The sequence below is a fragment of the Winogradskyella litorisediminis genome (assembly GCF_042675765.1).
Classification (GTDB): Bacteria; Bacteroidota; Bacteroidia; order Flavobacteriales; family Flavobacteriaceae; genus Winogradskyella; species Winogradskyella litorisediminis.
The window spans coordinates 1,335,251-1,350,896 of record NZ_JBHTJL010000009.1; the positions used below are offsets into that span (position 1 = coordinate 1,335,251).

General features: G+C 33.4%; 13 protein-coding genes and 1 tRNA gene. 12 read left to right on the top strand and 2 right to left on the bottom strand.

Annotated elements, in window-relative coordinates:
* The first annotated feature begins 1 nt into the window (after nucleotide 1).
* From ACFQ1Q_RS08345 to ACFQ1Q_RS08365, 5 genes are all read left to right on the top strand, one after another.
* On the top strand, nucleotides 2–3,199 hold the full coding sequence (locus tag ACFQ1Q_RS08345; RefSeq protein ID WP_386129852.1) for an efflux RND transporter permease subunit: 3,198 nt from the start codon (nucleotides 2–4) through the stop codon (nucleotides 3,197–3,199).
* The gene (locus ACFQ1Q_RS08350; RefSeq protein ID WP_386129854.1) at nucleotides 3,186–4,502 is read left to right on the top strand and encodes a TolC family protein; all 1,317 of its coding nucleotides are present in this window, start codon (nucleotides 3,186–3,188) and stop codon (nucleotides 4,500–4,502) included. The genes ACFQ1Q_RS08345 and ACFQ1Q_RS08350 overlap by 14 nt, the downstream gene beginning before the upstream one ends.
* A gap of 8 nt (nucleotides 4,503–4,510) precedes the next feature.
* Entirely contained in the window at nucleotides 4,511–4,693 is a 183-nt protein-coding gene (locus ACFQ1Q_RS08355) for a CPXCG motif-containing cysteine-rich protein (RefSeq protein ID WP_386129856.1), read from the top strand.
* 133 nt (nucleotides 4,694–4,826) lie between these two features.
* Complete coding sequence (locus ACFQ1Q_RS08360; protein WP_386129858.1) at nucleotides 4,827–5,669, top strand: leucine-rich repeat domain-containing protein; 843 nt, start codon at nucleotides 4,827–4,829, stop codon at nucleotides 5,667–5,669.
* A gap of 163 nt (nucleotides 5,670–5,832) precedes the next feature.
* Nucleotides 5,833–5,905, top strand: a tRNA-Met gene (locus tag ACFQ1Q_RS08365).
* A 44-nt stretch (nucleotides 5,906–5,949) separates the two neighbouring features.
* Here ACFQ1Q_RS08365 and ACFQ1Q_RS08370 read toward each other — a convergent pair.
* Nucleotides 5,950–7,341, bottom strand: a complete 1,392-nt coding sequence (locus ACFQ1Q_RS08370; RefSeq protein WP_386129860.1) for an FAD-dependent monooxygenase — start codon at nucleotides 7,339–7,341, stop codon at nucleotides 5,950–5,952.
* 539 nt (nucleotides 7,342–7,880) lie between these two features.
* On the opposite strand from ACFQ1Q_RS08370, the gene ACFQ1Q_RS08375 reads away from it, so the two are divergent.
* The 7 genes from ACFQ1Q_RS08375 (at nucleotide 7,881) to dcm (ending at nucleotide 15,017) form a co-directional block, all read left to right on the top strand.
* Nucleotides 7,881–9,341 (top strand): arginine decarboxylase, encoded by a 1,461-nt coding sequence (locus ACFQ1Q_RS08375; RefSeq protein ID WP_386129862.1) that lies wholly within the window; start codon nucleotides 7,881–7,883, stop codon nucleotides 9,339–9,341.
* A 28-nt stretch (nucleotides 9,342–9,369) separates the two neighbouring features.
* On the top strand, nucleotides 9,370–10,311 hold the full coding sequence (gene speB, locus ACFQ1Q_RS08380; RefSeq protein WP_386129864.1) for an agmatinase: 942 nt from the start codon (nucleotides 9,370–9,372) through the stop codon (nucleotides 10,309–10,311).
* A complete protein-coding gene (locus tag ACFQ1Q_RS08385) occupies nucleotides 10,301–11,275 on the top strand; it encodes a deoxyhypusine synthase family protein (RefSeq protein WP_386129865.1) in 975 nt (324 codons plus the stop codon). Before speB ends, ACFQ1Q_RS08385 begins: the two co-directional genes overlap by 11 nt.
* Nucleotides 11,276–11,277: 2 nt before the next feature.
* On the top strand, nucleotides 11,278–11,604 hold the full coding sequence (locus tag ACFQ1Q_RS08390) for a hypothetical protein (RefSeq protein ID WP_386129867.1): 327 nt from the start codon (nucleotides 11,278–11,280) through the stop codon (nucleotides 11,602–11,604).
* Nucleotides 11,605–11,652: 48 nt separating this feature from the next.
* Nucleotides 11,653–11,952 (top strand): hypothetical protein, encoded by a 300-nt coding sequence (locus ACFQ1Q_RS08395; protein ID WP_386129869.1) that lies wholly within the window; start codon nucleotides 11,653–11,655, stop codon nucleotides 11,950–11,952.
* A gap of 139 nt (nucleotides 11,953–12,091) precedes the next feature.
* Complete coding sequence (locus ACFQ1Q_RS08400) at nucleotides 12,092–13,618, top strand: bifunctional GNAT family N-acetyltransferase/carbon-nitrogen hydrolase family protein (protein ID WP_386129871.1); 1,527 nt, start codon at nucleotides 12,092–12,094, stop codon at nucleotides 13,616–13,618.
* Between the two features lie 130 nt (nucleotides 13,619–13,748).
* A complete protein-coding gene (gene dcm / locus ACFQ1Q_RS08405) occupies nucleotides 13,749–15,017 on the top strand; it encodes a DNA (cytosine-5-)-methyltransferase (RefSeq protein ID WP_386129873.1) in 1,269 nt (422 codons plus the stop codon).
* Here dcm and ACFQ1Q_RS08410 read toward each other — a convergent pair.
* A complete protein-coding gene (locus ACFQ1Q_RS08410; protein ID WP_386129875.1) occupies nucleotides 14,992–15,609 on the bottom strand; it encodes a hypothetical protein in 618 nt (205 codons plus the stop codon). The two genes, dcm and ACFQ1Q_RS08410, sit on opposite strands and share 26 nt — an antisense overlap.
* Nucleotides 15,610–15,646 lie beyond the last annotated feature (37 nt).

Sequence of the window (15,646 nt, forward strand, 5' to 3'; positions counted from 1 at the left end):
AATGAAAAAAGTCATAGCTTATTTTATTAAGTACGATGTCGCAGTTAATGTTGTGATACTCGCTTTTGTCATTTTTGGTGTTTTTGGAATGCTTCAGCTTAAATCCTCATTTTTTCCTTTACAAGAAGCAGAAATTATCTCAATAAACATTGCTTATCCAGGTGCTGCACCAGCAGAAATAGAAGAAGGCGTTGTTTTAAAAATTGAAGATAATCTTAAAGGATTAATTGGTGTTGAGAGAGTAACATCTACATCTAGAGAAAATGGTGGAAGTATAACAATTGAGATTGAAAGTGATGAGGATATTGATGATATGCTTGCGGAAGTTAAAAATGCAGTTGACCGAGTGCCAAATTTTCCGACAGGATTAGAGCCTTTAGTAGTAGCCAAACAAGAACGTATAAGGCAAACTATAGATTTTTCTATAAGTGGCGATAATATTGAACTTAAATCTTTAAAACAGATTGGGCGACAAATTGAGAACGATTTAAGAGCCATGGATGGTATCTCGCAAATTAATATTGTTGGTTATCCTGAAGAAGAAATTGAAATTGCCGTAAGAGAAAATGATTTACTCGCTTACAATCTCACATTTATAGAGGTGGCAAACGCAGTATCACAATCAAATATATTAACAACTGGAGGAGATATAAAAACCGAAGAAGAAGATTACTTAATTCGAGCAAACAATAGGTCTTACTATGGAGATGAATTAACAAACCTACCAGTTAGGGCACAAGCAAATGGTACAATTGTTAGACTTCAGGATGTAGCGGATATTAGAGATAGATTTTCCGAAACACCAAATGCCTCATATTTTAACGGTAATGTTTCTGTAAATGTTGAAATTACAAATACAAACAGCGAAGATTTAATAGTTACGGCTGATAAAGTAAACGACTATATAGACGAGTTTAATAAAAAATACTCTGGCGTAAAAATAAATGTTATTAGTGATTCGTCTATTACTTTAAACCAAAGAACAAAATTATTATTAGAAAATGGTACTGTTGGTATTCTTTTAGTACTATTATTTTTATCTATTTTTCTAAATACAAGATTGGCATTTTGGGTGGCTTTTGGTTTGCCCATATCTTTTTTAGGCATGTTTGTATTTGCTGCGCAATTTGGAGTAACTATAAATGTATTGTCTTTGTTTGGTATGATAATAGTTATTGGTATTTTGGTTGATGACGGTATTGTTATAGCAGAAAACATCTATCAGCATTACGAGCAAGGAAAACCAAGAATACAAGCTGCTATAGATGGCACGATGGAAGTTTTACCTGCCATACTTTCGGCCATTATAACTACAGTTTTAGCTTTTTCAACATTTCTTTTTTTAGAAGGTAGAATCGGTGACTTTTTTAGTGAAGTTTCAGTGGTAGTCATTTTAACCTTAGGTGTTTCTTTAATTGAAGCCTTAATAATCTTACCTGCACACATAGCTCATTCAAAGGCTTTAGTAACAATGTCTAAAGATGAAAAGGAAAACAAAAAAGGATTAGCTAAACTATTTGTAAAGTTTAGAAAAGTAAATGAGTATGGCGACCGTTTTATGGCTTATTGCCGTGACAACTTATATACTCCTGTTTTACGTTTTGCGCTTAATCAACGTTTCATTACGTTTAGCATATTACTAGCTATAATGATTTTAACCATAGGTGCAAATCAAGGTGGAATTATTAAAACTTCTTTTTTTCCAAGCATAGCCAGCGATAGAGTGAGTATAAATTTATTAATGCCAGAAGGCACAAATCCTAAGATTACAGATTCTATAATCACTTTAGTTGAGAACGCTGCATGGCGCGTTAATGAAGTATACACTAAAAAACAAACTAGCAATAAACAAGTCGTAGAAAACATTACTAAGCGTGTTGGTCCAGGAAATAACAAAGCAAGTCTTAATGTAAATTTGTTGCCTGGTGAAGAAAGAGACTTTGGCTCTCCAGAAATAACAAATGCAATAAGACAAGAAGTTGGCGAAGTATATGGTGTGGAATTATTGACCTTTGGTTCTGGAGGTAACTTTGGAGGTACTCCAATATCAGTCTCTTTGCTAGGGAATAATACCGAAGAACTTAAAAGTGCTAAAACAGAATTAAGGGAAATTTTAGAAAAAAATTCGCTTTTAGCAGATGTAACTGATACTGACCCAGAAGGTATTAAAGAAATTAATATAAAATTAAATGAAACAGCATACGCTCTTGGATTAAATCTAAGAGAAGTAATGAGTCAGGTAAGAGCTGGTTTTTTTGGTCTTCAAGCGCAAAGGTTTCAAAGAGGACAAGATGAAATAAGAGTTTGGGTTCGTTACGATAGAACTAATCGTACTTCTATTAATGATTTGGATGACATGCGAATAGTTTCGCCACTAGGACAACGTGTTCCTTTTAGAGAAATAGCAACCTATAGCATTAAGCGTGGAGATGAAAGTATAAGTCATTTAAATGGTCAAAGAGAAATTCAAGTTAATGCAGATTTAAAAGATCCAAATAGTAGTGCTGCAGAGATACTTTTAGATATTCAAAATAATATTATGCCAGAAATCTTGTCAAAATATCCAACAGTAGGAGTCTCTTACGAAGGTCAAAATCGTGAAGCAGGGAAATTGGCGCGTTCGGCAAAAACAACTGTACCTGTAGTAATTTTTCTAATCTACGTTGTCATTGCTTTTACTTTTAGAAGTTACAGCCAACCTTTGATGCTTCTATTATTAATTCCTTTCAGTTTTATTGCTGTAGCTTGGGGACATTGGATTCATGACTTTCCAATAAATATTCTTTCAGCTTTAGGGATAATCGCATTAATAGGCATAATGGTAAATGATGGTCTAGTGTTAATCGGAAAATTTAATTCATTTTTAAAATCTGGGATGGATTTTGATGAAGCACTTTTTGAGGCAGGACGAGTAAGATTTAGAGCAATATTTTTAACCTCGTTAACAACAATTGCTGGTATTGCACCTCTTTTGTTAGAGAAGAGTAGGCAAGCTCAATTCTTAAAACCAATGGCTATTTCTATCGCTTACGGTATAGGCATTGCTACAATACTAACATTAGTTATTTTACCATTGTTATTATCGGTAAGTAATAGCTTTAAGACAAGAAAAAAGTGGCTAATTAAAGGAGAGCATATATCTAAAGAAGAAGTTGAAAGAGCAATTAAAGAACAAAACACGGGTGATGAAACAGATTAATCTTTGTATAATTGTTTTTTGTATAGGAGTAATTTCATATGCACAGCAAGTCATTAAACCCTCAGATGCTGTTGCCCTAGCCTTAGAACACAACTATGGCATACAAATCGCTAATAATAACGTTGAGATTGCAGAGAACAATCAGGATATTTTAAACTCTGGATATTTACCAACCTTAACGGGTTTAGCTGGTGCGTCTATTGATCGTCAAAATTCTGAAGGGCAATTAGCAAACGGCGACACCAGAGTTGCAGAAGGCGCAGAAACCAGACGTTATAATGCATCCATAAATCTCAATTACACATTGTTTGATGGTTTAGGTCGTTATTACGATTACAAACGCTTAAAGCAAGAATATAATTTATCAGAGTTACAAGCCAGAGAAACGATTGAAAACACAACTATTCAATTATTGTCTGTTTATTATAATGTGGCGCAGCAAAGCGAAAATTTAAAGTCACTCGAGGAAACTATCGAAATTTCAAAAGATAGATTATTACGAAGCGAATATCAATTCGATTATGGTCAAAACACAAAGCTTGATGTTTTAAATGCACAGGTAGACATAAATAACGATAGTATTAGCATCATTTCAGCAAAGCAAAATTTAATAAATGCAAAGCGCGATTTAAATGTGGTCACTGGAAATAAAATCACAAATACTTTTGAAGTTGATACAACCATAGCGTTTTTAATTCAGTTAGATAAGACAGATTTACTATCAAAAATGTTGAAGAATAATGTGACGTTGGTTCAAAATGAAAAAAACATTGCAATTAATGAATTTACATTAAAAGCCAATAAATCTGGCTACTTGCCAACAGTTGGTTTAACGGGTTCATATGGTTGGAATGAGTCTAGTAATAACAGTCCTCTGGCCTTTTTACTTCAAAATACAACCACTGGATTTTCTGCAGGTGTCAACCTAACTTGGAATTTATTTGATGGCGGAAGCACAATTACAAGAGTTAAAAATGCTAAAATTGCTCTTGAAAATCAGAGGCTTCAAAAAGAGCAATTAAAGATTGATATTGAAAGAAATTTTAATAATGCTTGGGATGATTATCAAAATAAACTTCAAATTTTTAAAGTTCAAGAAGATAACATTACTACAGCTAAAAATAATTTTGAACGTACTAAGGAAAAATTTAAACTTGGTCAAGTTACCTCAATAGAATTTAGACAAGCACAGCTCAATTTGTTAAATGCCGAATTAAGTAGAAGTCAAGCCAAATATGATGCTAAAATTGCGGAAATTTTAGTACTTCAGATAAGTGGCGAACTACTAAACGTTGAATTATAAAAAATAATATGGAAGAAACGTTTTTTCAATGTCCGTATTGTTGGGAAGAAATTTCGATGCTAGTTGACGTTTCGGTTCCGAACCAAACATATGTTGAGGATTGTGAGGTTTGCTGTAATCCTATTGAGGTAAGAGCAATTTCTGATGGTACATCTGTAATTCAAATTGATGCAAATAGCATAGAGCAATAATCTATTATTTCTATACATCCTTTATTTTAAAATGTGCATTTCATCGAAAAAATACAATATTTAATCGATAGCATTAAATTCTTATATATATTTGATATGTTAAAACGGTTCCCTCGCCCCAAACATTCAAAACATGAAAACGTTTTATACTTTTTTATTTAGTCTGCTTTTTACGGCGGTTTCATTTGCGAGTATTCCTCAAATTCAGAAGGATGCACTTATTGATTTATACAATTCTACAGAAGGAAAAAATTGGAAAAAAGGATGGGACTTAAATTCAGATGTTAGCAGTTGGTATGGTGTTTCAATAAAAAATGATAATGTAGTTGCTGTAAAATTAATGTTTAACAATTTGCAGGGCGAACTTTCAAAAAGTATCAAAAATTTACAGTTTTTAGAAGTTTTAGATTTATCATTTAACTCAATTGGAGGTCAACTTCCAGAAGAAATAACTGAGCTTACAAATCTGCAAGCATTACGATTATATTCAAACAAAATTGAAGGTACTATTCCACGAAGTGTTAAAAAATTAGTTAATTTAAAATCTTTAGAATTATACAATAATGATTTAACAGGAGTTATTCCAGCAGAACTTGGAGACCTAACTAAATTAGAAAACTTAACATTAAGCAGTAATCAATTAACAGGCAAATTACCAAATAGTATAGCTCAAATTAAAAGCTTGAAAGTGCTAAGTCTTTTTGATAATAACTTAATTGGTAATTTACCAAGTAATATCGGTGATTTAGCATCTTTAGAAGAGTTAATTCTTGCTAATAATAGTTTTTTTGGTCAACTACCAGTGAGTATCGCTAAACTAGACAATTTAAATACACTTGTTTTAGGGAATAATAATTTTACGGGTAACTATGCTAGTCTTAAGGCAGAGCTGCCAAATATTAAAACTTTTGAAATTGACATTTCAAATACAAAAGGTCAATTAGCAACTTTTGACGAAGAAGTAGACGATAACTAAAATTTAAAAAGATATTTTAAATAACCTTCGTGAAATATGAGGGTTATTTTTTTGATAAAACTTTTATAAATGAAAAAAAGTATTATCTTTGCAGTCCTAAAATGATAGAGTCGGTATTATGAACCGAGAGTTATTAACTAAGTTCTATAATTTTAGATTACATCGCGAGGTAGAGCAGTAGGTAGCTCGTCGGGCTCATAACCCGAAGGTCGCTGGTTCGAGTCCAGTCCTCGCTACTAAGTTAGAGTAATCAGAAATGGTTACTCTTTTTTATTTGCTATCATCGCCCGCGAGGTGCATTTTTCTCTTTAAGTATTATTTCAGAATGTAAAAGTTTTGCAGCTTCTGCTGAAGCTTTTACTTTTTTGGCAGAACGTTTTAGCATACTTTTTTCAAATAGGTTTAAAACAGTTTTACGTATTCCCTTTTCTTGCCAATTTTGATGTTTGGTAATTAGTTTAGCTAAATCTAAAGCGTCTAACATCGCTTGGTTGGCACCTTGACCTTTAAATGGACTCATAGGATGCGCTGCGTCTCCAATAAGGGTAACAGCATTTTTATCTATAAAATCTTCTGGGTTCAGCGTTGTTCTGTCATAAACAGGATAGCCCGAAATATTTTTTTCTGGAGTAGCATCTATGATTTCAGGAATAGGCGAGTGCCATTGGGTTCTTTTGTAAGTTTCAAACTTTAATGCTTCGGAACCTTCTTTACTTAATATAATAGCTTCTTCCTCATTCATCTTAAAACTAAACTGCCACATTATTGAATCTTCAGAAAAAGGCATCATATACATGCGCTCATTGCCATTTGCAGTCTGGAATACGGTTTTTAAATCTAGTAAATCGCTTTTCACTCCTTTTAAATTAGATAACGGACAAATACCTAAAATAACAACACAATCAAGATATCGCAAGGGTTTGTAATTGTTGCCTAAAAGTTGTTTCCGGAGAGTGCTTCGTATGCCATCAGCACCAACAATAAGATCGTGATTTTTAGTTATAATATTTCCTTCGACTTCAAATTTTATACATTGCTGTCCATTTTCAGTTTCAGAATAACTAACAAATCGATGATTCCACTTTACTAAATCTGTAGATTTTATTTGATTTAAAAGTTCAAGGCGAAGTGCTTGACGTGCAATATGAATATTCGTTTTTTTACTACGATTTTTAATCTGATTTTCATTTACAACTTCATCTTCGATTACGCCTTCGTTTTTTAACCATTTCCGCATTCCCCATTCGCCAATAACGGTGCCATCTGTTTTATAAACTATGTGCTTGGTTGAAGTGATACCTTCTTTTAAATGATTTATCCCAAAACCTTTAAGTGCTTTACTGGCTTGCTGAAGTGTGAGTCCATAGCCTTGAGAGCGCTCTTTAAAATGACTATCTCGTTCATATAATGTAAACGGAATACCTCGATGGTAACACGCAGCTGCTAATGCCATACCGCCAATACCACCACCAATAATAGCCACTTTTGGGAGCTTATAATTTATTGGAACAGTTTCTAAAGAATTAATTAAACCTGAGCCATTACAGCTATTACAGATTTTTTGACTCTTGGTTTTTTGTTTTGAAGCTTTTTTTCGTTGAGCAACAATGCCTTGTCCTTTGCATTTAGGACATGGAATTTTATATAGTTTTTTTTGTTCTGAAGTTTCCAATCAAGATATTTCGAATTGTAAAATTAATAAAGCACTTAGGATTAGGTCGAAATTTCATTAATTAAATCAAATTTTTCAAGATTTGGTGGTTTTAAGTTGTTTTATGACATTAAATAATCTCAAAAATAATTAACCAAATCACTCTACTTCAGTACAAACCATAAAATCTACTAGTAAAATCAAGTGTTTTTTTAAGTTTAAAATTTTTGTCATAAAAAGTTTGCGAATTCAATTTTTTTATAAATTTGTCATGCAGAATGAGTTCAAAAAAATCAAGAACGCATTGCCTCTATTTAATGAAATTTTTTTTCAGATTCGGGCTTAGGAGCATAAAGAAGTCTACTCCAAAAGCTGTCCTAGGAATAGGAAACCGAATTTTCAGGCTGACTTCTGAAATTAAAATTGCTTTCCAAGAGTTGGAGGAAAATACCTTTAGTCCATCTACCATATTCATTTTTCGTATCTGAATGTTTAGAAAAACTTTCGAATCTGCTGTTTTCAGCACATCAAAATAATTCTAAATATTTTCAATTTTAAAAATGAAAACTAAATACGTTGATCTTATTGATCAAACTTTTGACTTCCCACAGGAAGAATTTACTTTAAAAAATAACGAGCTAAGTTTCCACGGAATAGACTTAAAAGCACTTATTGAAACGTACGGTGCGCCATTAAAATTTACGTATTTGCCTAAAATCTCTGACAATATTAACAGAGCTAAATGTTGGTTTGCAGATGCAATTGCAAAACACAATTATAATGGTAATTACAACTATTGTTATTGCACAAAAAGTTCGCACTTTAAACACGTTTTAGATGAAGCTTTAAAAAACAATATACATATTGAAACATCTTCGGCTTTTGATATCGATATTGTAGAAAATCTTAAAGCTCAGGGTAAAATTACTAACGACACGTTTGTGATTAGTAACGGTTTTAAACGCGACAGATATATTAAGAACATTGCGCGTCTAATCAATAACGGACACAAAAATTGTATCGTAGTAATTGATAATTACGAGGAAATCAGCCTTTTAGATAAAGAGATTGATGACACCTACGACATAGGTATCAGAATAGCTTCAGAAGAAGAACCAAAGTTTGAATTTTACACCTCACGACTAGGCATTGGCTATAAAAATATAGTGCCTTTTTACAATGCTGAGATAAAAGACAACCCGAAAGTAACACTCAAAATGCTTCATTTTTTTATAAATACAGGCATTAGAGATACGGCGTACTATTGGAACGAGCTTTTAAAATGCATGAAGGTTTATGTAAATCTTAAAAAGGAATGCCCAACGTTAGATAGCCTGAATATTGGTGGTGGTTTTCCAATAAAAAATTCTTTAGCATTTGATTATGACTATGCTTATATGGTTGATGAAATCATTAATCAAATAAAACAAACGTGCGATGAAGCTGGCGTCGAAGTGCCTAATATCTTTACAGAGTTTGGTAGTTTTACAGTTGGTGAAGCTGGTGGTGCAATCTATGAAGTGCTTTACCAAAAAAAGCAAAACGACCGTGAGAAATGGAATATGATTAACTCATCTTTTATCACAACCATGCCAGATACTTGGGCAATTAATAAGCGTTTTGTGATGTTACCAATTACAGGTTGGGACAAAGAATATGAGCGCGTTTTGTTAGGTGGTTTAACTTGCGACAGTGACGATTACTATAACAGCGAGCAGCATATGAATGCGATTTATTTACCAAAATATTCGCAAGAAAAACCATTATACATCGGCTTTTTTAATACCGGTGCGTATCAAGAAACAATTGGCGGATTTGGAGGTTTGCAACACTGTTTAATTCCTACGCCAAAACATATTTTGATTGATAGAAGTGACGCTGGAGAAATAGTAACTTCTGTATTTGCAGAACAACAAACCTCAGAACAATTGCTATCTATTTTAGGCTATGATTTTGGAATCAACCACGAGTTAGAAGCAACTACACGTGAAGCAAAAATGACTTCAACAACAAATTTATAATTACACCACAACATATTTAATTTTTAAAATGAATACTACAAAAAATTACGCAGGTATCGAGGATAACTATGCGAACTTAGAAACATCAAAAATTGTTTTAAGTCCTGTGCCTTACGATGGTACAAGTACTTGGGGAAAAGGTGCAGATAAAGGTCCAGAGGCATTTTTACAGGCTTCGGAGAATATGGAGCTTTATGATATTGAAACAGATTCTGAAGTGTACAAACAAGGAATCCATTTAACGGAACCAATTTTAGAAAATGCATCGCCAGAAGCTATGGTTAATGCTGTACACGAAATAGTTAAAAAACACATCAAGCGCAATAAATTTGTAACAATGTTTGGTGGTGAGCATTCGGTATCTATTGGTGCAATCCGTGCATTTAATGAATGTTTTAATGATTTATCTGTGCTTCAGATAGATGCACACGCAGATTTGCGCAAGTCTTACAATGGGTCAAAATACAACCATGCTTGTGCGTTGTACGAAGCTAATGAAACAACAAATCTTGTTCAAGTAGGAATAAGAAGTATGGATATTTCTGAAAAATCAGTAATGAACGAAGACAACGTATTCTTTGCTGAGGATATGAATACAGACGAATATTGGATGGACAACGCTGTTGAAGCTTTAGGCGAAAATGTGTACATCACTTTAGATTTAGATGCGTTTGACCCATCAATTTGCCCAAGTACTGGCACGCCAGAACCAGGCGGATTGTTATGGTACGAAACTCTAGAATTTTTAAGAAAAGTATTTGAAGAAAAAAACGTAGTCGGATTTGATATCGTGGAACTATGCCCGAATGACATAGACAAATCTTCAGACTTTTTAGCGGCTAAATTATATTACAAGATGCTAAGCTATAAGTTTTTTGAACAAGATGAAGATGATGAAAACGAAGATTTATATTCGTCTCAAAAAGAATCAGTTGTTAATAAATTAAAGTATTCTGATAATGAATTCTAAAGGTGCAATTTCTCAATTTATTTCAAAAAATTTTTTACACTTTAACGCGGCGAGCTTAGTCGATGCGGCAAAAGGTTACGAAAGTCAATTAAAAAGCGGTTCTAAAATGTTAGTGTCTTTGGCAGGCGCTATGAGTACTGCGGAATTAGGTAAGATTTTCGCTGAAGTCATTCGACAAGATAAAGTTCATATTATCTCATGCACAGGTGCAAACTTAGAAGAAGACATCATGAATTTAGTAGCACATAGCCATTATGAGCGAGTACCAAATTATCGAGACTTAACACCACAAGACGAATGGGATTTACTAGAACGTGGCTTAAATCGTGTAACAGATACTTGCATTCCTGAAGAAGAAGCATTCCGTAGAATCCAAAAACATATTGTAAAAATTTGGAAAGATGCCGAAGCTAAAGGCGAACGCTATTTTCCACACGAGTACATGTACAAATTATTGCTGTCTGGTGTTTTAGAAGAGCATTACGAAATTGACATTAAAGATTCTTGGATGTATGCTGCGGCTAAAGCCAATTTACCTATTGTTGTTCCTGGTTGGGAAGACAGCACCATGGGCAATATTTTTGCTAGCTATGTCATGAAAGGTGAGCTCAAAGCAAGTACGGTAAAATCAGGAATTGAGTACATGACGTTTTTAGCAGATTGGTATACAGATAATTCTGAAAAAGGAATTGGTTTTTTCCAAATTGGTGGTGGAATTGCAGGTGATTTCCCAATTTGTGTAGTACCAATGTTGTACCAAGATATGGAACGTACAGATACGCCGTTTTGGAGTTATTTCTGTCAAATAAGCGACTCAACAACGAGTTACGGCTCTTACAGTGGCGCAGTACCAAATGAAAAAATTACTTGGGGAAAATTAGATATTAATACGCCAAAGTTTATCATTGAAAGCGATGCCACAATTGTAGCGCCATTGATTTTTGCATATCTATTAGATTTATAAAATTGAGGCCAACTACAATTCAGCTTAAGCGCATAATTGTTGATTATGCCAAGCTAAATGAAAAGATTTTAGACTTATTGGTTAGCACTTATCCTAATGGATATAACGATACAGACATCATTTCTTTTGTAAACGCTCAAGGCGAAACTATAAAATGCGTTGAGGTAAGAACAGATGATAGCATTTATCTCGTAAAAATTAGTAAAAAATTAGTCATTGCAATGGAAGAATATGATATAGATGATGACGATTACGATTACGATGATGAAGATGGTGATTTTGAGTTTGAAGATTTTGATCAATCCGATATGCTCGAAATTGCAGAATAATAATCGATGCGCGCACGTGCGATTACTAACTCTTAAAAATTTAAAAAAATGAAAACATTATTTATTGCATTGTTTATTGGCTTAGGTTTAGTTCAAGAGCCAGAAGTATTTACACTTGAAGCAAAGTTTGTAGAGTACGAAGATCAAACATTTTATTTTGAAGATAAAGACGAAAAACAGTATGCGTTTTCTGGTCAAAATGAAGCTTCAAAAAAACAATTCGATTTAACTACAGCAGGTTTTGAAGACAAAATGTTTAAGATTAAATACGTTATCGAAATTGAAGTAGACGAAGATGATGGCGAATACGAAGTATTTAAAATTATCAATTTAGAATTACAGAAGTAAATATTAAGACTCTCAATTTATAGCGGTCTAAGGACCGCTTTTTTGTATAAAAACATCAGTAATTGGAGTCTAAAAAAATAAGAAACCACTCTAAAAATTGAGTAATACATGTTTTTTAAATATATAAATAAAGAGATTAATGAAAATAGGAGACATCGATAATATTGAGCTAAAATACTTAGCCTTTGATGATTACCAAGAATTAAAACAAGTCATGATTATGGCTTATACTAATATGCCAGAATCCTTTTGGGGAGAAAATCATATTAAATCTTTAATAAATAAATTTCCAGAAGGTCAAATTGTTATAAAAATAAACGGAGAACTAGCTGGTTGTGCGTTGTCTATTATTGTTGACTATTCAAAATTAGATGATGAACATACCTATAGAGATGTTACAGATGGTTACACATTCAACACTCATAATAGCGATGGAGATGTCCTCTACGGCGTAGATATTTTTATTAAACCAAAGTTTAGAGGTCTTAGATTAGGCAGAAGACTTTATGATTATAGAAAAGAATTATGTGAAAAACTTAACCTTCGTGGCATTGCCTTTGGAGGCCGAATACCTAATTATCATAAGTTTTCAGACACTCTAACACCCAAAGAGTATATTGAAAAAGTAAAGCACAAAGAGATTAATGACCCAGTACTAAATTTTCAGATATCTAATGACTTTCATCCATCTAAAGTGATGAAAGGTTACCTCGAAGGTGATGCTGCATCAAACGAGTATGCTGTATTAATGGAATGGGATAACATCTATTACAAAAAACCCACAAAAAAAGCCATTACTAAAAAAAGTATTGTACGCTTAGGTTTAATACAGTGGCAAATGCGTCCTTACAAAAACTTAGATGCGCTATTGCAACAAGCAGAGTTTTTTATAGATGCATTATCAGGATATCGTTCGGACTTTGCTTTATTTCCAGAATTTTTTAATGCGCCACTGATGGCAAAAGACAATCATTTATCTACGCCAGAAGCCATTAGAGAACTAGCAAAACATACAGAGCAAATCATCAAAAAGTTTTCAGAGTTTTCTATAGCATACAACATCAATATTATTTCAGGAAGTATGCCAGAAGTCAAAGATGGTAAGCTGTATAATGCTGGTTATCTTTGCAAAAGAGACGGAACAGTAGAACGCTACGAAAAACTTCATGTTACACCAGACGAAGCAAAAGTCTGGGGAATGCAAGGTGGCAATACCTTAAAAGCGTTTGATACAGATTGTGGTAAAATAGGCATTCTTATTTGCTATGATTCTGAGTTTCCAGAATTAAGTAGATTACTAGCAGATGAAGGAATGGACATTTTATTTGTCCCATTTTTAACCGATACACAAAACGGCTATTCTAGAGTTCGTAACTGTTCTCAAGCTAGAGCCATAGAAAACGAATGTTATGTTGCCATCGCTGGTAGTGTTGGTAATTTACCAAATGTAGAAAACATGGACATTCAGTTTGCACAATCTATGGTGTTTACACCTTGTGATTTTTCATTTCCTACAAATGGTATCAAAGCCGAGGCTACACCAAATACCGAGATGATTCTTATTGCAGATGTAGATATCGATTTGCTGCGAGAGCTCAACCAATTTGGAGCAGTAAAAAATCTTAGAGATAGAAGAAAAGACCTTTTCGAACTAAAAAAGAAATAACAATTACTTAGTTATAAAATATTTCTTGAAAGAAATTATTAATGACAAGTATGTAATTTGAAAAGCTTTACAATAATGTGTAGAGCTTTTTCATTTCAATATATTAAATCTTATTTTCGGACTTCTAAATATGACTGCAGAAAAGACAAAAATTAGAGTTGCCGAATTATTTGCTGGCGTTGGTGGTTTTCGGCTAGGATTAGAAAAATTCAATCAGAAAGCTTCTGACCTAAAAGTTGAAGTTGTTTGGAGTAACCAACGGGAACCTTCTACAAAGCGACAACACGCTTCTGAGGTTTACGAGGCTAGATTTGGGAAGAAAAATCATTCTAATGAAGACATTGCCAAAGTACCAGTCTCTCAGATTCCTGAGCATGATTTACTAGTTGGTGGTTTTCCTTGCCAAGATTATTCCGTAGCCACAACGCTTAAAAATTCAAAAGGTCTTCAAGGCAAAAAAGGGGTGCTTTGGTGGGAGATTTATCGCATCTTAAATGAAAGTAAAACAAAACCCAAATATCTCTTCTTAGAAAACGTCGATAGATTATTAAAATCGCCATCTAAACAACGAGGAAGAGACTTTGCTATTATGCTTAAAAGCTTATCAGATTTAGGGTATGCTGTAGAGTGGCGCGTTATTAATGCTGCCGATTATGGAATGCCACAGCGTAGACGTCGCATATTCATTTTAGCATATTTAAAAGGGACTGAACTTTATGATAATTTGAAAGCGTCCGATGCTGAAGATTGGATTTTTAACGATGGTATTCTAGCCAAAAGTTTTCCTGTTACATTCGAAAAAGATGATTATAAATTTCAGCTTAAAGATGACGTAAAAACCATTTCAGATACCTTTAATTTAGGCGGAAAATTATCGCCTTTTAACAATAGTGGACTTTACATCAATGATGAAGTTTATACGGTAAAAACTAAAGCCCAATTTGATGGAAAACGAAAAATCTTGAAAGACGTTTTAGTTTCAGATAATGAGGTTCCTGAGGAATTTTACATTTCTGATGAAGAACTAGATAAGTGGAATTACCTAAAAGGCGCCAAAAAAGAAATTCGTGAAACTAAAGATGGATATAAATACAATTATGCCGAAGGAGCAATGATTTTCCCTGACGCTTTAGACAACGCTTCTAGAACTATTATTACTGGTGAAGGTGGAAAATCGGCATCACGTTTTAAACATGTGATTAAAACTAAAAAAGGCTATCGCCGATTAACACCTATAGAGCTAGAACGCTTAAATATGTTTCCTGATAATCATACCCAACTAGAAGGCGTCACAGATACCAAACGTGCATTTTTTATGGGGAATGCCTTGGTTGTTGGCGTTGTTGAAAGAATAGGTGTTACGCTATTTCATGCTATTTCAGAGGAAAAATCTGTTTAGCCACACCAACCTCTATCAAATGCTTTAATCGAAGCTGAAGATTTATAGGTTGTTCTGTGAGATGAGGAGAGAAGTAGAGCAAGCCTTCAGTTTTTGCGTGTAATTCTTCAATCTCGTTTTTCAGTTTTTTGTTTTCAAAATCTCTTAAATCGGCATCATATTGAAGTAATCTATTCTTCGATAGCCCTTTTGATTCTAAGTAAATCAATAACTTTTTTCGGTTTACGCTTGTGATGGTACAGCTTTTAAAACCTTTAGTTAAGTCGGTTTCATTTTCAACATAAATTCCTGTGATTAGAAAATAATATGTGGTGAGTTTACTGTCATCCAACAGCCAACCTAATTTTTGCTCTCCGTTTTTTAGATAAGATAATTCGAACGTAAAAGTCGGAAGACTTTTATTCAGATAATCTAGTTGCGCTTTTTCATCAATATAAATACCTTCCTTTTCTGGAAATATCAAATCTACTCCTCGATGCTGAAGATTTATATCTTCATTTCGTACAAAATGTAAATTCAGACTATTATAAACCGTGTCGAGGTATTCGCCAAGTAATTGTTCTTTATTTAAGTCTCTTCTGAAGTGTGACATCTCTGAAATTATACTTCCAAAATAATCATATTTTTGC

Excerpts from the sequence above, each read along its gene's own strand:
- ACFQ1Q_RS08355 (WP_386129856.1), top strand. The coding sequence starts at position 4,511 with ATGGAAGAAACGTTTTTTCAATGTCCGTATTGTTGGGAAGAAATTTCG.
- ACFQ1Q_RS08345 (WP_386129852.1), top strand. The coding sequence starts at position 2 with ATGAAAAAAGTCATAGCTTATTTTATTAAGTACGATGTCGCAGTTAAT.
- ACFQ1Q_RS08395 (WP_386129869.1), top strand. The coding sequence starts at position 11,653 with ATGAAAACATTATTTATTGCATTGTTTATTGGCTTAGGTTTAGTTCAA.
- ACFQ1Q_RS08350 (WP_386129854.1), top strand. The coding sequence starts at position 3,186 with ATGAAACAGATTAATCTTTGTATAATTGTTTTTTGTATAGGAGTAATT.
- ACFQ1Q_RS08375 (WP_386129862.1), top strand. The coding sequence starts at position 7,881 with ATGAAAACTAAATACGTTGATCTTATTGATCAAACTTTTGACTTCCCA.
- dcm (WP_386129873.1), top strand. The coding sequence starts at position 13,749 with ATGACTGCAGAAAAGACAAAAATTAGAGTTGCCGAATTATTTGCTGGC.
- ACFQ1Q_RS08385 (WP_386129865.1), top strand. The coding sequence starts at position 10,301 with ATGAATTCTAAAGGTGCAATTTCTCAATTTATTTCAAAAAATTTTTTA.
- ACFQ1Q_RS08360 (WP_386129858.1), top strand. The coding sequence starts at position 4,827 with ATGAAAACGTTTTATACTTTTTTATTTAGTCTGCTTTTTACGGCGGTT.
- ACFQ1Q_RS08410 (WP_386129875.1), bottom strand. The coding sequence starts at position 15,609 with ATGTCACACTTCAGAAGAGACTTAAATAAAGAACAATTACTTGGCGAA.
- ACFQ1Q_RS08400 (WP_386129871.1), top strand. The coding sequence starts at position 12,092 with ATGAAAATAGGAGACATCGATAATATTGAGCTAAAATACTTAGCCTTT.
- speB (WP_386129864.1), top strand. The coding sequence starts at position 9,370 with ATGAATACTACAAAAAATTACGCAGGTATCGAGGATAACTATGCGAAC.